Here is a 16,731-nt window from a genome sequence, read left to right on the forward strand (position 1 = left end):
GATAAATCATTAGCGAATACAGGGCATTAATAGCGGTAAGCTCTGCATCCTTAGTAAAGCAGAGGCAAGTCCCATCTTTGAGACACCTCTCAGAATCAATGTGATGATTTTTCGCTCACAAACCATGAGATAAACCGTAGAATACGAGCCTTTTAGCCTATTAGTTCACAGCCAAGAAAAGACTACTTACTGAGATGCGAGAATAGAATTTTTGTTGCTCGACAAAACAAAAAAGCCCACTAAGTTGAAACTTAGTGGGCTTTAAAATCAGTATGTAGCGTTACGCTTTTAACAATCAAACACTATGATTTAGCGAGGCGATTTGCCGTCCAAACATAAAGCAGCTCAAGTGCGATAGTTGCACCAGCCAATGCTGTAATCTCGCTTTGGTCATACGCAGGTGAAACCTCAACAACATCCATACCGACCATGTTGATACCTTGCAGGCCACGGATAATTTTCAGAACTTTGTCTGAATTCAAACCGCCGCATACTGGCGTACCTGTACCCGGAGCAAAAGCAGGATCCAGACAATCGATATCAAACGTTAAGTACACTGGCTTATTACCAACAATACCTTTCACTTGAGCAATGATCTCGTCAACGCTCATGTCATTGGCTTGCATCGCATTAATGACATTGAAGCCGTGACCTTCCTGCTTGTACTCTGTACGAATACCAATTTGCACTGAATGTTCAGGCGAAATTAAACCTTCATTTGGCGCATGGTAGAACATAGTACCGTGATCGTAACGACTGCCCTGACTGTAAGTGTCAGTGTGCGCGTCGAAGTGAATCAGAGCCATCTCACCGTACTTCTTGCCGTATGCTCTTAACAAAGGCAGTGTAATGAAGTGATCGCCACCTAAACCTAACAGAGTTTTACCATTGTTTAGAATCGCATCAGCAGCCGCTTCTAAACGCTGAGTTAGGTCTTCTGCATCACCACAATCAAACACAAGATCGCCAGCATCAATCACCGAGGTATGTTCAAATACATTGAAGTCCCAAGGGAATTTTTTGCCTTCCCACGCCAAGTTTACCGACGCACGACGAATCGCATCTGGTCCCATACGAGCGCCCGGACGACCCGACGTCGCCATATCTAACGGCGCACCTAACACAACCACATCGGCATCGCAATCGATTGGGTTCTGTACCAATGGACGACGCATAAACGTCATGGCGTTGGAATACAGCGAGTAATCTGGTTTCGTAAATAGATCGTTCATTAAAAATCCTCAAGATAGGTGTAACCCATCAGGCCTTGCTCTAACTCTTCAAGTACGCTTTGCTGCTCTTGTGCTGGTACTTTTGCTGTTACCAGTTCTTTGTAGTTCTGACGAATCAGGTCCATATCGATGTGAACATAACGCATCATGTCTTCAACCGTGTCGCCTTCGTTGATGTAATCGATGTTCGCTTCACCGCTTTCGTCAACGTTGACCACTACGCTGTGCGTATCACCAAATAGGTTGTGCATATCGCCCAAGATCTCTTGGTATGCGCCTACTAAGAAAAAGCCCATCAGATAAGGTTCATCTGGGTTCCATGCAGGAACTGGCAACGTTGTTTCAATACCTTGACCATCAACGTACTGATCAATCGTACCGTCAGAATCACATGTGATATCCAGTACCACAGCGCGTCGCTCATCCGCATTATCCAAACCACTTAGAGGCAATACAGGGAACACCTGATCGATACCCCAAGCATCTGGCAGCGATTGGAACAACGAGAAGTTCACGAAAAACTTATCAGCCAAACGCTCGCTCAACTCATCCAAGATTGGACGGTGGTAGCGGTTTTTAGTACTCATGCGAGAGCTAAGTTCGTAGTTAATTCGCAAAGACATCTGTTCTGCCCAAGCACGATGCTGAAGGTTCAGCATGCCTGTTGCAAATTGGTTGTGTGCTTCTGCGATATCACTCTGCGTGTCGTTATAGATCTCGATCAACGCTCGATCATCGTTACCTGCATCTAGCTCTAAGAAGTTCCTCCACATGTTGTTTAGCAACATTGGTGCATCAGCTTCAGGCGCAGCCATATCTTCTGGCGAGTAGCTTTCAGTACCAATCACGTTGGTGATCAATACAGCATGGTGCGCAGTCAGTGAGCGACCAGATTCCGAAATAATCACAGGCTGTGGTTGATTGTAGAGCTTACAAATATCCCCGACTGTCATCACGATGTTGCGAGCGTACTCAAGCAAGCCGTAATTCATTGAGTTTGAAGATTGGCTGCGTGTGCCGTCGTAATCAACCGCCAAACCACCACCAACATCTAAGTACTTCAATTGAGCACCGATATCGCGCAGTTCACAGTAGAAGCGAGCCGCTTCGCTCACACCATTTCTTACATCACGAATATTGGCCATTTGTGAACCAAGATGGAAATGCACTAACTCTAGAACATCAAGCTGATCTTCTGCTTTCAAGCGTTCAATAACGGTAAGCACTTGTGATGCAGACAAACCGAACTTCGACTTCTCACCACCACTTGCTTGCCATTTACCTGCGCCTTGAGAAGCAAGACGAATACGCAAACCTAAACGAGGTTTCACGCCAAGCGCTTTCGCTTCAGAAAGAACAAGATCAAGCTCAGATAGCTTCTCTAGAACGATAAATACTTTATGACCCAGCTTTTCGCCAATAAGAGCAAGACGGATGTATTCTCTGTCTTTGTAACCGTTACACACGATCACCGAGCTCGCTTTTTGAGCCAGTGCCAATACCGCTAATAGTTCAGGCTTGCTGCCCGCCTCTAAACCAAGCTGCTTCTGCTCTAATTGAGCTTGGCTCGCTAAGATCTCGTCAACCACTTCTTTCTGTTGGTTAACTTTAATCGGGTAAACAAGTAGGTAACGGTTATCGTACTGATATTCGTCGATCGCTTGGTTGAATGCGTTACAGATATTGTGCACACGTTGATGCACGATTTGAGGAAAACGCACAAGAGCAGGCAAACCAATATTTCGCTGCTCTAACTGTTTTACGATCTGACTAAGAGGAACTTGATGATCGGTTTCGCTCGGTGAAACATACACCTCACCGTTATCATCAATTCCATAAAAACCTTGGCTCCAGTGCTTTACATTATACTCAGCACGGATGCGTTCCAAATTAACCGAATTTTCCAATTCTAGAGACCTCACACTATAGGGCCATCGACAGAAGATACCTCATTGGAATAGCGAGGTATAACCCAACAAAAAACGTTCGAAAACGATTTGTTGGCTGCATTAACCGATATTATTAAGAGTGAGTCCAACCATTGATATTTGTGGTTACGATTACGTTTTTTTATCGTCGAACCGACTTAAAGTGACAGGTAAGGTATTACAAGGTTTTAGACCAAAAAACAGGCTGAAGCGCATGAGATTTAAAGCACTTTCTAACAAAAAATCAGGTGAATAAAATACCAAAGACACATAAAATTCTTGGCTAATCAGGTCAAGTTAAGTCAGGGTTTTGACAAATATGACCACTTCCCAATCTGAACTCTCGCTATCACAAACACTACTTGTATCCCACGATTCGAGGCCTATAAACACTTCGTTCTTCCTACTAAAACTCGCTCACTTCAATGTTGTAACCGCTCAATTTTTGAACTTTTCTCGCGCATATCTTGTATTCGGTTCGATCTTCTTGTAATTTCAGCTGACCAACCAATCGGTCAGCTTTCGAATTTAGGGGATACTATGAGCCATAATCTAGACCTTGAACCAACCACGTCGAACATCAACGACATGGATAAAATATTCAACCGACAAAAAGATCACTACCGCAATAATGTTAACCCTACGCTTGAGCAGAGAAGAAAAAACCTCTCGGAATTAAAAGCGTTGCTAATACGCTACCAAGAGCAATTGATTGACGCAGTGTCTGAAGATTATGGCCATCGCGCAAAACACGACAGCTTGATTGCTGATATCACCCCTTCTCTTCACCAAATTAATTACAGTGATAAGAACCTTAAGAAGTGGTTGAAGCCATCACGCCGCAAAGCCGGTTTGATGCTGACGCCAGCAAAGATCACGGTTCATTATCAGCCTGTGGGCGTTGTAGGCATCATTGTTCCATGGAACTTCCCAGTCATGCTCTCTTTAGGCCCTCTGATCACAGCGTTAGCGGCGGGCAACACTGCAATGCTCAAGATGTCCGAGTTTACTCCTGCGACCAACCGAGTTTTAAAAGCCATGCTGGCCGAAGGCTTTAGTGAAGATCAAGTCGCGATTATCGAAGGTGAAGCGGATGTTTCCGCTAAATTTAGCCAGCTCCCGTTTGACCATATTCTATTTACTGGGTCGACCTCTGTGGGTAAGCACGTCATGAGAGCAGCAGCCGACAACTTAACGCCAGTAACTTTGGAGTTAGGCGGCAAGTCTCCAACGATTATTGCTCCCGACTTTGATGTGGCTGACGCCGTTGAACGCATCCTGTTTGCAAAAAGCTTAAACGCTGGCCAGATTTGTGTGGCGCCCGATTACATCTTATTGCCACGAGAAAAAGTCGATGCGTTCATCACAGCTTATAAGCTGTACTTCAAAAAGCTGTATAAAGCAGGCATTGAGAGCAAAGACTTAACTTCAGTGATCGATATGCGTCAATACAATCGTTTGAAGGGGGTGATTACAGATGCTCAATCTAAAGGCGCAGTTGTTCACACCGTCACCGAACAAGCTCAAGACGATGTAAACCACAGAATGACGCCGCACCTTCTCACCGAAGTGAACGACGACATGGTCGCAATGCAAGAAGAGTTGTTTGGCCCCGTACTGCCTATCGTTCCTTATGATTCTATTGAAGAGGCGATCAGCTACATCACAACAAGAGAACGTCCGCTTGCTTTGTACCTGATGAGTCATGATAAGCAGACTCAAGATCTAATCTTATCGAGCACGCACTCTGGCGGCGTGTGTATTAATGATTCTTTGGTGCATGTGGCTGCAGAAGACGCGCCGTTCGGTGGCATAGGCCCTTCAGGCATGGGACACTACCATGGCATTGAAGGCTTTAAGACCTTTAGTCATGCTAAAACCGTTCTAAGTAGAGGTAAAATTAACTTCACCAAGTTAATGCACCCTCCTTACAACAATCCAGTTAAAAAGATTCTGTTCAAAGTACTCAATAGATGATCACTAAAAGACAAAAAATCCTAGATGCTGCACTCTTGCTCTTCTCTCAACAGGGGCTAGAGGGCACATCTACCGGACAAATAGCGAAAACAGCCGGCGTGGCAAAAGCGACGTTGTTTCACCACTTCGAGAACAAATCTCTATTGATTGATGAACTGTTTCGCGAGCTGAAGTTGGAGCTATTCTCTACCCTTCAACAACACACTGATATTGCTGAGCAGGATCTCTATCAAGCCTTTAAGTTCATGTGGATCACTGGGATTGAATGGGCACTAGAAAATCCGGTTGCGATGAAGTTCTTCACCAATGTTCATTTCGACCCAACGACCCAAACTCGAGAAGTAATCGTCTCGCAGATGTTCGCGTCGCTAGACGAGATCATTTTGAAAGGACAAGAGGACGGTGAATTGATGGCATTAGACATTAACCTTGTAAGGCACTTCATCCACAGTCACTTTCTGATTTGTGCAAACTGGCTTATTGAGCAAAACGAATCTCCACCAGAGCAAACATCGAAGTACATCAATGATAGCTTTGATATGTGTTGGCGAGCCGTTGGTGGACAAACCAAGTAGCTTTAACTCTAAGCTCCAAAATATAAGTTCTAGACTCAACTTATTTCCAATAATGATCACTAAAGCGCCACACAGGCGCTTTAATCATTTGAACACAATTTAATCACCTCAGTATATTGACTTTAAGCACCCTCTTTCAGTACCATCCCACCATCATTTCAAAAGAGAATAACGCCATAATGAAGTACTAACATCCTGACATCCGATTTATTTTTATAAAAATCATTTGGACACTCGGGGTTAGTGGGCGTTACTTCGTCATCTATTTTCGCGACAAATCAAGCTCTTAAAGATCCGTTTTTTGACAAGCTACATCTTTAAGATCAGTACCTTAAAGACAGAAATCAGATCAGCACTCTATTTCCTATCTTTGATTAGTACGCTACCTAAGTAACGTCTTTGGCGATCTATACATAGAATTCTGTGTAGGGTTCTATATAGAAAAAGCGCCTCACCCCTTTTACTCGTTTACACGTAAAGGGAGGTATTTTTATGCCTACTATATTAGCCAACAATCTCTCATTCCAACTCGATACTGGTGAGTGGTTATTCAAAGACATCACCTTTAATTTGAGCACTCGCCTCACCGGCCTAGTCGGAAGAAATGGGGCTGGAAAGTCACTACTTCTTTCGTTACTGATCGGGCAAAAACAGCCCACAACAGGCAGTATTTCGCGCCAAAGCTCGATCGGCTTTTACTCTCAGTTGCCATCAACGCTACTGGATTCCGCCACCACCATCGCTGACTTCTTAGGGCTCACCGAAAAGTTAGATGCATTAAAAGCGATAGAGCAAGGTAGCTGCGAACTGCAGCACTTCAATATCGTTGGAGATGATTGGGATTTAGAGACACGTACCCAGCAGTTGCTAGGTACACTCAAGATCACTAGTGATTTGAACACGCTTTGTTGCTCTTTGAGTGGTGGGCAACTCGCCCTGTTACAGCTTCATCAGCTGTTCGTATCAAATAACGACATACTGATCCTCGATGAGCCTTCGAACCATTTGGATAACGATGGACGCAATTGGTTACTAGAACAATGCCAGTTGTTTGAAGGCAAGGTACTTGTCGTCAGCCATGATCGAAGCTTATTGAGACAAATGGACGGGATCTACCATCTAAACAGCTTGGGCGTACATTTCTATAAAGGAAATTATGATGATTACTTCAAACAAGTGTCTAGCCAAAGCGAAGCGCTAGACAAACAGATTGCGCATCATCAGTCCGAAAAGAAACGACTCGAGCGTCAAGCTCAGACTAACAAGGAAAAAGCTCAACAACGTGAATCTCAAGGTAACCGACTTCGAAAATCGGGTAGCCAACCTAAGATATTATTGGACGCTATGAAAGATAAAGCAGGTCAAAGCCAAGCCGCGTCTGCGACAAGCCAAAGGAACCTCATTGACCAAAACCAACATAAACTTCAGTCGCTTAAAGAACTGAAGGAACGGCTGAAACCACAAGCTTTGTATCTACAGCAAAGTAATAGCAGTAAAAAGAGCTCTTTGTTAACCGTTGAGAACTGCCGCCTTGTTTACGGCTCTGGTGCGCCCATCAGTTTCTCTTTATCACAAGGGGAACGGTGTTATCTAACCGGTGCTAATGGGTGTGGAAAATCGACACTGTTAAAAGCGATTAACGGTCAACACGCCAATTATAAAGGCTCGATTAAGCGCTTGGGGGCGACCATCTATTTGGATCAACACTTTGGCCTGTTAGACACCAACGATACGATGTTCGATAGTTTAATAACGCATAGTTTTGGATTAACAGAGAGCGACGCGCGAACCCTGCTAGCGGGAATTGGATTCAGGCGAAACTCGGTATATCGAAAAGTCGCTCACCTCAGTGGTGGCGAGAAAATGAAACTGGCGATGTTGATCGTTAGCCATAAGCAAGACACCCCGCTTCTATTGCTCGATGAACCGGACAACCATCTAGACATAGACTCACAACAAATATTGGCGTCCGCTTTGCGTGAGTACAAAGGCGCATTTATCTTAGTGAGTCATGATGCTGATTTTGTTGAGGAGGTCGGCGTCAGCCAAAACCATATACGACTTTAACCTTCGTAGATTCGTTCACTTAGATTAGTTAAGCGAGCATCGTTCCGGTGCTCGCCTTTCTTAATTGAGACAAGTAAACTACGCGCCTCGAACATCTATTCATAAGGCTAAGGTTTGCATACTCTAGAACAATTAAAATCAGGACAACTAAACGGTATTACGCGCTTACAACTGTCAGAAGGTCTCACTGAATTTCCTTTAGAGATCTTAGAACTCGCCGATTCGCTAGAGACTCTGGACCTTTCAGGTAATCAGCTGTCAGATTTACCAGAAGAGTTATCACAGCTGACCAACCTGCGTATTATCTTCGCGTCGAATAACCTGTTTACGCACCTGCCTGATGTTCTGGGGTCACTTCCTAAGCTTGAAATGGTTGGCTTCAAAACGAACCAAATCAAAACCGTTAGCGAGCAATCTCTGCCTACTCAACTACGTTGGTTAATCCTGACCGACAATGAGATTGAGGCTCTGCCTAGCTCACTAGGTGAAAGACCACGACTACAAAAGCTCGCATTGGCGGGTAACAAGATTCGTGTTCTACCAGAAAGCATGGAAAACCTATCAAACCTTGAGCTAGTTCGTCTGTCTGCAAACCAGCTGACTGAATTCCCTGAGTTCCTAATCAAGCTACCAAAACTGGCTTGGTTAGCGTTTGCGGGTAACCCGTTTTGTAAACACCCAAGCAGCTTAGATAGCGTGCCTGCCGTGAGTTCGCAGTGCTACTCACTAAATCAAGTACTTGGACAAGGTGCGTCTGGTGTGATTTCTCATGCTAACTGGTTAAACGGTGACTTTGATTTCCCACAAGAAGTGGCGGTTAAAGTATTCAAAGGCGAAGTGACCAGTGACGGTTACCCACACGATGAACTTGAAGCGTGTCTTCAAGCAGGCCAACATAGCAACCTAGTGAAATCTATCGCTCAAGTCGACGAGTCAGACTACCTAGCGTTAGTCATGGAGCTTATCCCAAGCAACTATTACAACCTCGGTTTGCCCCCTACTCTTGAAAGCTGTACTCGCGATACGTTCAATGAAGGCTTTGAGCTTTCCATTGCTCAAATCAAGAGTATTACAGAGCAGATGATTGATGTGTTTGAACACCTTCATGCCAACAAGGTCTGTCATGGTGATTTATACGCACATAACACTTTGGTTAATGAACAAGGTCAGATGATCTTTGGTGACTTTGGCGCTGCAACTATCTATGGTTACCTAACTGAAGAGCAGCAACAAGGTATTCGTCGAATTGAAGCACGTGCATTGAAGTACTTTATTGAAGACCTACTGACGGTTTGTGCAAAGCAAGATCAAGACAGCGAGCTTTATACTCAGCTGGCGAACTTCGAAGCTTAATGGCTTAACTTAATAGCGCGTTGATTGGAAGTAATCGGTCGAATTGAAAACAACAAAGCCAACATCACTGTTGGCTTTTTTATTCTTGGAACATCACTCATTTTAATGGGCAAGCAAGGTCGACTAAAAAGGATTAACGCTCAGCCTGCACCAATTTCAGATACGAATGCAGTTCACCATTTTTATATTCCACCGCAGAATGAATATTAAGATCAGCACGAGCCACAACAGCAAACTGGTAGCGGTTGTCACCCTTCAGAATCTCGACGTGTAACAAACCGTCGGCTAACTGCCACTGCCCTGTTGTTTCAAATCGATCGAACAAACGATATTCAATCAGAGAACCGTCAGCATTGAAGTGCACTTCAGTGATGTAACCGCCGGGGCAACTCTTCACCCACACTCGACTCTCGATATCACTGACAGTAAAGTCACGCTTGGTATCACGCCACGCTAGAAAGCCTTCGCTATCATAAAGAGCAATGTTGAGATCAGTTCTAGAAATTAACGGCTGCTCAGTTTGCTCACGACAATAAAGTTGAAGTAGAATTTTCTGAACTGTTTCGTTCTGTAATTCACTCATTGTGACTTCCCTTTCTTATTACTCAGCAGTTAAACACTGTAGTGATCAACAAATTTCATTTAAAGCGGGTTACACAAGCTCGTAAGAAACCACATACAACTCAGAGATCCCAGGATAGATATCTTGAATCACGTCTTTGAGTACTTGCAGCGTCATGTTCTCTTGCTGAGCATGGAATTCACCTAAGTCATCAAACAGGATTGGTTCAACACTGATGATCTTAAGGTTACAGAACACACGGCCTTGCTCTAGCGTTGATACTTCCACAACACTGCCTGGCTGGTAGTCGCGTTCAGATTCATCGCGAATAGTAATGGTCTTTTTGCCAGAAAGGATGTCAGTTTCAAAACGTTCGAAGAACGTCATAGTGGTAGGTGCGGTCATTTATCTCGGTCGCTTAACATTAAAGGTTAGGTAGATGTTTATATACCAGAATGCGTGTTCAAGCGAATAAAAATTAGATGCGGAAGTTCATCTCGTCATTCCCAATGACTGACGGAGGAAGGAGTTGGGAATCTCTAAAAGAGACAAATTACAGGCAATAAAAAAGGAGAACCGAAGTTCTCCTTTTCTTAAACCTTTAAGCTAACTCTAAATTATAGAGATGCTTTCGCTTTTTCAACTAGAACAGCAAATGCTGCTTTGTCGAATACTGCGATGTCAGCAAGAATCTTACGGTCGATCTCGATAGATGCTTTCTTAAGGCCATTGATGAAACGGCTGTAAGATAGACCATTTTGACGAGATGCCGCATTGATACGTGCAATCCAAAGTTGACGGAATTGACGTTTCTTGTTGCGACGGTCACGGTAAGCGTATTGACCAGCTTTGGTAACTGCTTGGAAAGCTACGCGGTAAACACGTGAACGTGCTCCGTAGTAACCTTTAGCTTGTTTTAGAACTTTCTTATGACGTGCACGAGCTTGTACACCACGTTTTACGCGAGGCATTATGCTTCTCCTAAACTAAACGAATTTATAAACTAAAAAGAATTAAGCGTATGGCATCATACGTAGAACTGCAGCCACTTCACATTTTGGAAGGATTGAGTTCGGACGAAGCTGACGCTTGTTCTTAGTAGTACGCTTAGTCAGGATGTGACGTTTACCAGCGTGCTTAAACTTAATACCACCAGCAGTTTTCTGGAAACGCTTAGCAGCACCTTTGTTGGTTTTCATCTTAGGCATGATGAATAACTCCGCATTGTTGAGTTGTTAATAACATAGTAATTAGGGCGAATAAAACCCTACAGCCTATGGCTGCAAGGTTTAATTACTTGTAAAGCCGTTAATTACTTCTTTTTAGGGGCCAACACCATGATCATCTGGCGACCTTCAATTCTCGTTGGGAAAGATTCGACAACTGCAAATTCTTCAGTATCGATTTTCAAACGATTAAGAACGTCAACACCGATTTCTTGGTGAGCCATTTCGCGGCCACGGAAGCGAATTGTTACCTTCACTTTGTTGCCGTCTTCAAGGAAACCAGTCAGGTTGCGTAGTTTTACCTGATAGTCTCCAATATCAGTTCCAGGTCGGAATTTAATTTCCTTGATCTGAACCTGCTTTTGCTTTTTCTTCTGCTCTTTCGCAGCTTTGCTCTTCTCGAAGAGGAACTTACCGTAGTCCATCACACGACAAACTGGCGGCTCGGCGTTAGGGCTGATCTCTACGAGATCCATACCAGCTTCATTTGCAGCTTCCATCGCTTCAGCGATTGTTACTACACCAACAGCTTCGCCGTCTGCGCCAGTTAGACGCACTTCACGAACGCCACGAATGTCACCGTTTAAACGGTGCTGGTTTTGTTTGGCCGGTTGTTGGCCACGTCTTCCGCCTTTAATAGCTATTCCTCCAGATTGAGCTTACGGTTTGAAACCTCGGCTTGGATGTATGAAATAAAGTCATCCACTTTAAATTTACCAAGGTCCTTACCTTTACGTGTACGTACTGCAATTTCGCCGGCTTCCATTTCTTGGTCACCACACACAAGCATGAACGGTACACGTTTCAAAGTATGTTCGCGGATTTTAAAGCCAATCTTCTCATTTCTCAAGTCTGCTTTGACTCTAAATCCACTTTTTTGCAGTTTTTTCGCAATTTCTTGTACATATTCAGACTGTTTGTCCGTAATGCCCATAACAATTGCTTGTTCTGGCGCCAACCACGTTGGGAAGAAGCCAGCGTATTCTTCAATAAGAATACCAATGAAGCGTTCTAGTGAACCTAAAATCGCGCGGTGGATCATAACTGGCGTGTGACGCTCGTTATCTTCACCTACGTAAGTTGCACCTAAACGTTCTGGTAATGCAAAATCGAGCTGCACTGTACCACATTGCCATGCGCGGTCCAAACAATCATGCAAAGTAAATTCAATCTTAGGTCCGTAGAACGCACCCTCGCCTTCTTGAATCTCGTATGCAATCTCCATCGCCTCAAGCGCTTGCTTAAGATCGGCCTCTGCACGGTCCCACATTTCGTCTGAACCTACGCGCTGTTCTGGACGAGTAGATAGCTTAACAACAATGTTTTCGAAACCGAAAGTTGTGTAAGTATCGTAAACCATTTCAATACAAGCTTTAACTTCTTGCTGAACTTGGTCTTCAGTACAGAATACGTGAGCATCATCTTGAGTGAAGCCACGAACACGCATAATGCCGTGAAGTGCGCCAGACGGCTCGTTACGGTGACATGAGCCGAACTCAGCCATACGTAGCGGTAGATCACGGTAAGATTTCAAACCTTGGTTAAAGATTTGAACGTGACCGGGACAGTTCATTGGCTTAATCGCGTATTCACGGTTCTCTGAAGAAGTAGTGAACATCGCTTCAGCGTACTTATCCCAGTGACCAGAACGTTCCCAAAGAACACGGTCCATCATTAATGGGCCTTTAACTTCTTGGTAATCGTACTCAGTCAGCTTCTGACGAATAAATACTTCTAGCTCACGGAAGATAGTCCAACCATTGTGATGCCAGAACACCATGCCTGGTGCTTCTTGCTGCATGTGGAATAGATCTAAGTGCTTACCGATTTTACGGTGATCACGCTTAGCCGCTTCTTCTAGGCGCACTAGGTGAGCCTTAAGCGCTTTCTTGTCGTGGAATGCAGTGCCGTAGATACGTTGAAGCATCTTGTTGTCACTGTTACCACGCCAGTAAGCACCCGCTACGTTAAGTAGTGTGAAGTGTTGGCAGAAGCCCATATGTGGAACGTGTGGACCACGACACATATCGATGTATTCTTCATGATGGTACAGGCCTGGACGATCGTCTTTAGAAACGTTCTCATCCAAGATTTCGATTTTGTAAGTTTCGCCGCGAGCTTCGAATGCGTCACGCGCTTCCTGCCAGCTAACTTTCTTCTTAACAACCTGGTACTTGGTCTTCGCTAGCTCTTTCATACGCTTTTCAATCTTTTCTAGATCTTCTTGCGTTAGAGAGTGCTCAAGGTCGATATCGTAATAGAAACCGTTATCGATGGTAGGACCGATCGCCATTTTCGCTTCTGGAAAAAGCTGCTTAATCGCGTGACCTAAAAGGTGAGCACAAGAGTGACGAACGATCTCAAGGCCATCGACTTCATCTTTAGCTGTGATGATTTCTAGGCTTGCATCGTTTTCGATAAGATCACAAGCATCAACACGCTCGCCGTCTACACGACCAGCAATGGTTGCTTTCGCAAGACCAGGACCGATTGATAGGGCAACATCTAGAGTTGATACAGGGTTGTCAAATTGACGCTGACTACCGTCAGGAAGAGTAATAATTGGCATTATTTGTCCTTTACAGTGGTGTTGCACACCAAGCAACACATGAAAATGTTTAATATATGTTTTTCAACCAACAAGTATGTTGATCGGAGATATATGCATAATAAAGATACCCACATAGAAGCAAATACAGATGCCCCATTTGTGAGTAGCCGAACATTGTAACGAAATTATATGAAATGACAATGACAGAGAGAATCTGCCCGCTCTCCAACCACTTCGTTTCATAAGGTTTTATCATAATACCGGTAACTTCCCTGCCCCTCCTCTTTCCAGTCAAGCTGTATCAACTCAACTATTTGTCCTATCTCTTGTGAGTACGCCCTTACAACTTATCTCTTACAAACGAGTTATTTAGAACTAAGCTGTATAGAAGCAACGGAATGCGGATGAGGTGCATATGGGAAAACAGGCTGTCTTTATATCGTTCATACCACCTTTACCATTACTAATAGCAACTGTTGTTTTTACTCCAACCGCATGGGCCAACAAAGATTACGGCCCGCTAATCAGTTATACCCAAGCACCATTGCAGTCAGTTCGTCTTACTCCAACGCTCCGCTCTGGCTTTCCGCTCGAAGAAAACAAGCTTGAAGTATTTGCTTCTTTAACCGCCGCGAGTATATGGGCTAACTCTCACGACTATCATTTAGACTATTATCAGAATCAACTTCAAACAGGGCTGAAATGGCAACTAACAACAGCATGGCAAATAGAGTTCAACTATCGCTGGTTATACGCCGCCAATAATCACCTTGATAAGGTCATCATCAATTACCACGATCTATTTGGCATCGACCAAGCAGGGCGGGAACGTAAAGACAGACACCAATTTGATGTTTACGCGCCAAGCCATGGCATCAATATCAGTGACTTCTCCGGCGACACGCTGACAAGTGCTTTCACACTCTACACTCAATACCAAATCATAAATCTTGAAAACCATGGACTATCTTTTGGTGTCTCCCTTTATCACAACAACGTCAACCACGGTGCATTTAAGGGAAACAGCACCGAACAAAGCGCTCAACTCAACTATGCATACCAACTCGACATCAATACCTTCTATACAAGCTTAGGGTTGGCCAATCAGTCTAATCGAGAGGTGGAAAATAGTTTTATACATAAGAAAACAACATGGTCATGGATGGGAGGATATCAACTCACGCTATTTGAAAACCATGAGTTGCACCTTGAGTATCGTTGGTATGAAGGCGCCGAAGACGGTGATACTGAGTTTTCAGAAGCCGCAAATGAAATAATGCTTGGATATCGCTACCTAATGCAACGTTCAGCGATCGAGATATCCATTATCGAAAACATCTTCAACATGGACAACTCCACCGATGTTGCCTTCCAGTTGGCCTATCGTCATCAGTGGTAAGTCCATTTAGGGTCGAGATAGTAGAATTAAAAAAGCCGAACGGTTAAGTTCGGCTATAGAAATCGTACTATCTTGTCTCTATTAATAGAAAGAGCATCTACTAACAGAGATAGCAACTACGCACTCATGATTCTTGATACAGCGTTGCGAATGTCTGAGTCAGCCGCGTTCGCAGGTAAGCTGAATGAGATGTATTGGTCGCCACGAAAACTCATTGAGCGGTCGATTTCGGCTAGGCAGTGAACCATTGAACCTTCTACGATGAATGACAGCTCGATCTCTTTATTATTCATGAAGCCGCCGCTGCGAAATTCAATCTCTTGGTAACAGCCCGAACGAGAAGCAAAGCTGTTGCCTTTTAAGAAGCCCTTCTCTACGTCTGCTTTCACCATTGCCATACCCGATGCTTCCACGCCTTGGATGATTTTAGCCACTGTTGGCAGTGGGTGTACGGAGATAAAGTCACGGTCTTTAGGGTCAATCGCGAAGCCTATATCTAGGTTGGTTTCAACCCACACATGGCATTGGTTCATTTGTGCGTTCAACGCGGTGACTGGCGTTTCATCATTTAACTTAAGACGGAATGGAACCAGTTTGGTTTCACCCGGTTGGATAACGAAAGGCTCTACGGCTTGAATACGACCCAGTGAAAAGGTTTCGTAGCTGGTACTGTCTTCCGTTTCTACTTTTACTTCTGTGTTGAGAACCAAGTTAATCAAGTCGATTTGTTGCTCAACGTCGCCACCAACAATGTGAACATTGCCAGACAACTCTCCACCTTGGAAAACTTCAATATTATCTAAGACAGTATCAACCTTTGCTGCACCGATGCCCAACGAGGCCTTTAATTTCTTAAACATATTATTTCCCTTTCTAATTATCTGATTTACGAATAGTTATTGCGTGACAATTTGCGACACTTGCCTCACAGAATCAAGCAATTTGCCCCATCTATGTTGAATAAGGTCACATTGCCCGAGGAAATGTTGAAATCGTGAAAAATTCCGTTACTCTATTTGTATAGTCAAATAAGGTTTCATTATGTCGAAAGCGCCGCTCTACCTTCAGATAAAACAGTTCATAGACGAGAATATCACCAGTGGTCACTGGCCAGTGGGTTACCAGATAACCACAGAGCTAGAACTCACTGAGCAGTTCAAAGTGAGCAGAATGACAGTCAATAAAGCCATTCGAGATCTGGTGTCTGAAGGCAAACTCATCAGGAAGCCAAGGCTAGGTACTTTTGTTTGTGAACCAGACGAAAAAGCGCAATCTCCGCTGCTTGATATCAACAACATCGCACAAGAGATCAAAGACCGAGGTCAAACGTATGCTAGCCAGGTTATCAAGCACAAGAGCATCAAGGCAGATGAAAGCACCGCGACACGGTTAGGTGTGATGATCAATGCCGAAGTATTCTATAGTGAAATCATCCACTTTGCTGACAACACACCGATTCAATTGGAAGCGCGCTGGGTGAACTCGCAAGCCGCACCAAAATACCTAGAGCAAGACTTTTCAACCTCTACACCCAATGAATACCTTTCAAAAAGCTGCCCGTTGAGTGCAATCGAGCACACGGTTGAAGCCATTATTCCTGACTCTCAAATCAGAACGTCACTAAAGCTATCTGAATCAGAACCTTGCCTACTTTTGAATAGAAGAACATGGAGTAAAGAGCGCCTCATCAGCTTTGCATTGCTCTACCATCCTGGTTCTAAGTACAAATTAAGCTCCAAGATACTTCTAAATTAAAGAACATCATCCTGATCGCCGATCACATTTTTGCAACATCGACTTGATTCGGGTCAGCGTTTAGCCTATTTATTTGTATATACATTTAATGTTTAGCAAAGATCTA

15 protein-coding genes are annotated in these 16,731 nt (G+C 44.0%); 6 read left to right on the forward strand and 9 right to left on the reverse strand.

What is annotated here, in order from left to right:
* Positions 1-302: 302 nt before the first annotated feature.
* Both speB and speA read right to left on the reverse strand, forming a co-directional pair.
* A complete protein-coding gene (gene speB / locus L3V36_RS15330) occupies positions 303-1,232 on the reverse strand; it encodes an agmatinase (RefSeq protein WP_102447716.1) in 930 nt (309 codons plus the stop codon).
* Complete coding sequence (speA, locus tag L3V36_RS15335) at positions 1,232-3,139, reverse strand: arginine decarboxylase (RefSeq protein ID WP_102447727.1); 1,908 nt, start codon at positions 3,137-3,139, stop codon at positions 1,232-1,234. The genes speB and speA overlap by 1 nt, the downstream gene beginning before the upstream one ends.
* Before the next feature lie 561 nt (positions 3,140-3,700).
* Between speA and L3V36_RS15340 the strand changes: the two genes are divergently transcribed.
* The 4 genes from L3V36_RS15340 (at position 3,701) to L3V36_RS15355 (ending at position 9,132) form a co-directional block, all read left to right on the forward strand.
* Positions 3,701-5,137, forward strand: coding sequence for a coniferyl aldehyde dehydrogenase (locus L3V36_RS15340; protein ID WP_102447715.1), 1,437 nt, complete (start codon positions 3,701-3,703; stop codon positions 5,135-5,137).
* Positions 5,134-5,712, forward strand: coding sequence for a TetR/AcrR family transcriptional regulator (locus L3V36_RS15345; protein WP_017088387.1), 579 nt, complete (start codon positions 5,134-5,136; stop codon positions 5,710-5,712). Before L3V36_RS15340 ends, L3V36_RS15345 begins: the two co-directional genes overlap by 4 nt.
* 492 nt (positions 5,713-6,204) lie before the next feature.
* Positions 6,205-7,779 (forward strand): ATP-binding cassette domain-containing protein, encoded by a 1,575-nt coding sequence (locus L3V36_RS15350; protein WP_102447714.1) that lies wholly within the window; start codon positions 6,205-6,207, stop codon positions 7,777-7,779.
* 114 nt (positions 7,780-7,893) lie between these two features.
* Entirely contained in the window at positions 7,894-9,132 is a 1,239-nt protein-coding gene (locus L3V36_RS15355; RefSeq protein ID WP_102447713.1) for a leucine-rich repeat-containing protein kinase family protein, read from the forward strand.
* Positions 9,133-9,265: 133 nt separating this feature from the next.
* On the opposite strand, the gene L3V36_RS15360 is transcribed toward L3V36_RS15355, so the two are convergent.
* From L3V36_RS15360 to thrS, 6 genes are all read right to left on the reverse strand, one after another.
* The gene (locus L3V36_RS15360; protein ID WP_102447712.1) at positions 9,266-9,715 is read right to left on the reverse strand and encodes a hypothetical protein; all 450 of its coding nucleotides are present in this window, start codon (positions 9,713-9,715) and stop codon (positions 9,266-9,268) included.
* A gap of 69 nt (positions 9,716-9,784) precedes the next feature.
* Positions 9,785-10,099: a N(4)-acetylcytidine aminohydrolase gene (gene yqfB, locus L3V36_RS15365; protein ID WP_017086672.1), complete on the reverse strand. Its 315-nt coding sequence runs from the start codon at positions 10,097-10,099 to the stop codon at positions 9,785-9,787.
* A 212-nt stretch (positions 10,100-10,311) separates the two neighbouring features.
* Positions 10,312-10,665: a 50S ribosomal protein L20 gene (rplT, locus tag L3V36_RS15370; protein ID WP_004733517.1), complete on the reverse strand. Its 354-nt coding sequence runs from the start codon at positions 10,663-10,665 to the stop codon at positions 10,312-10,314.
* Positions 10,666-10,707: 42 nt separating this feature from the next.
* Complete coding sequence (gene rpmI / locus L3V36_RS15375; RefSeq protein WP_004733518.1) at positions 10,708-10,902, reverse strand: 50S ribosomal protein L35; 195 nt, start codon at positions 10,900-10,902, stop codon at positions 10,708-10,710.
* A 104-nt stretch (positions 10,903-11,006) separates the two neighbouring features.
* Positions 11,007-11,558: a translation initiation factor IF-3 gene (gene infC, locus L3V36_RS15380; protein WP_076646145.1), complete on the reverse strand. Its 552-nt coding sequence runs from the start codon at positions 11,556-11,558 to the stop codon at positions 11,007-11,009.
* Positions 11,559-11,560: 2 nt separating this feature from the next.
* Positions 11,561-13,489, reverse strand: coding sequence for a threonine--tRNA ligase (thrS, locus tag L3V36_RS15385; protein WP_029222173.1), 1,929 nt, complete (start codon positions 13,487-13,489; stop codon positions 11,561-11,563).
* Between the two features lie 397 nt (positions 13,490-13,886).
* On the opposite strand from thrS, the gene L3V36_RS15390 reads away from it, so the two are divergent.
* Complete coding sequence (locus L3V36_RS15390) at positions 13,887-14,870, forward strand: DUF3187 family protein (protein WP_102488255.1); 984 nt, start codon at positions 13,887-13,889, stop codon at positions 14,868-14,870.
* 116 nt (positions 14,871-14,986) lie between these two features.
* Here L3V36_RS15390 and L3V36_RS15395 read toward each other — a convergent pair whose 3' ends face one another.
* Positions 14,987-15,730, reverse strand: coding sequence for a sporulation protein (locus L3V36_RS15395; protein WP_016789246.1), 744 nt, complete (start codon positions 15,728-15,730; stop codon positions 14,987-14,989).
* 181 nt (positions 15,731-15,911) lie between these two features.
* On the opposite strand from L3V36_RS15395, the gene hutC reads away from it, so the two are divergent.
* A complete protein-coding gene (gene hutC / locus L3V36_RS15400) occupies positions 15,912-16,625 on the forward strand; it encodes a histidine utilization repressor (RefSeq protein ID WP_102488256.1) in 714 nt (237 codons plus the stop codon).
* Positions 16,626-16,731 lie beyond the last annotated feature (106 nt).

This window comes from Vibrio sp. G-C-1, from assembly GCF_021728015.1.
Taxonomy (GTDB): Bacteria; Pseudomonadota; Gammaproteobacteria; order Enterobacterales; family Vibrionaceae; genus Vibrio; species Vibrio splendidus.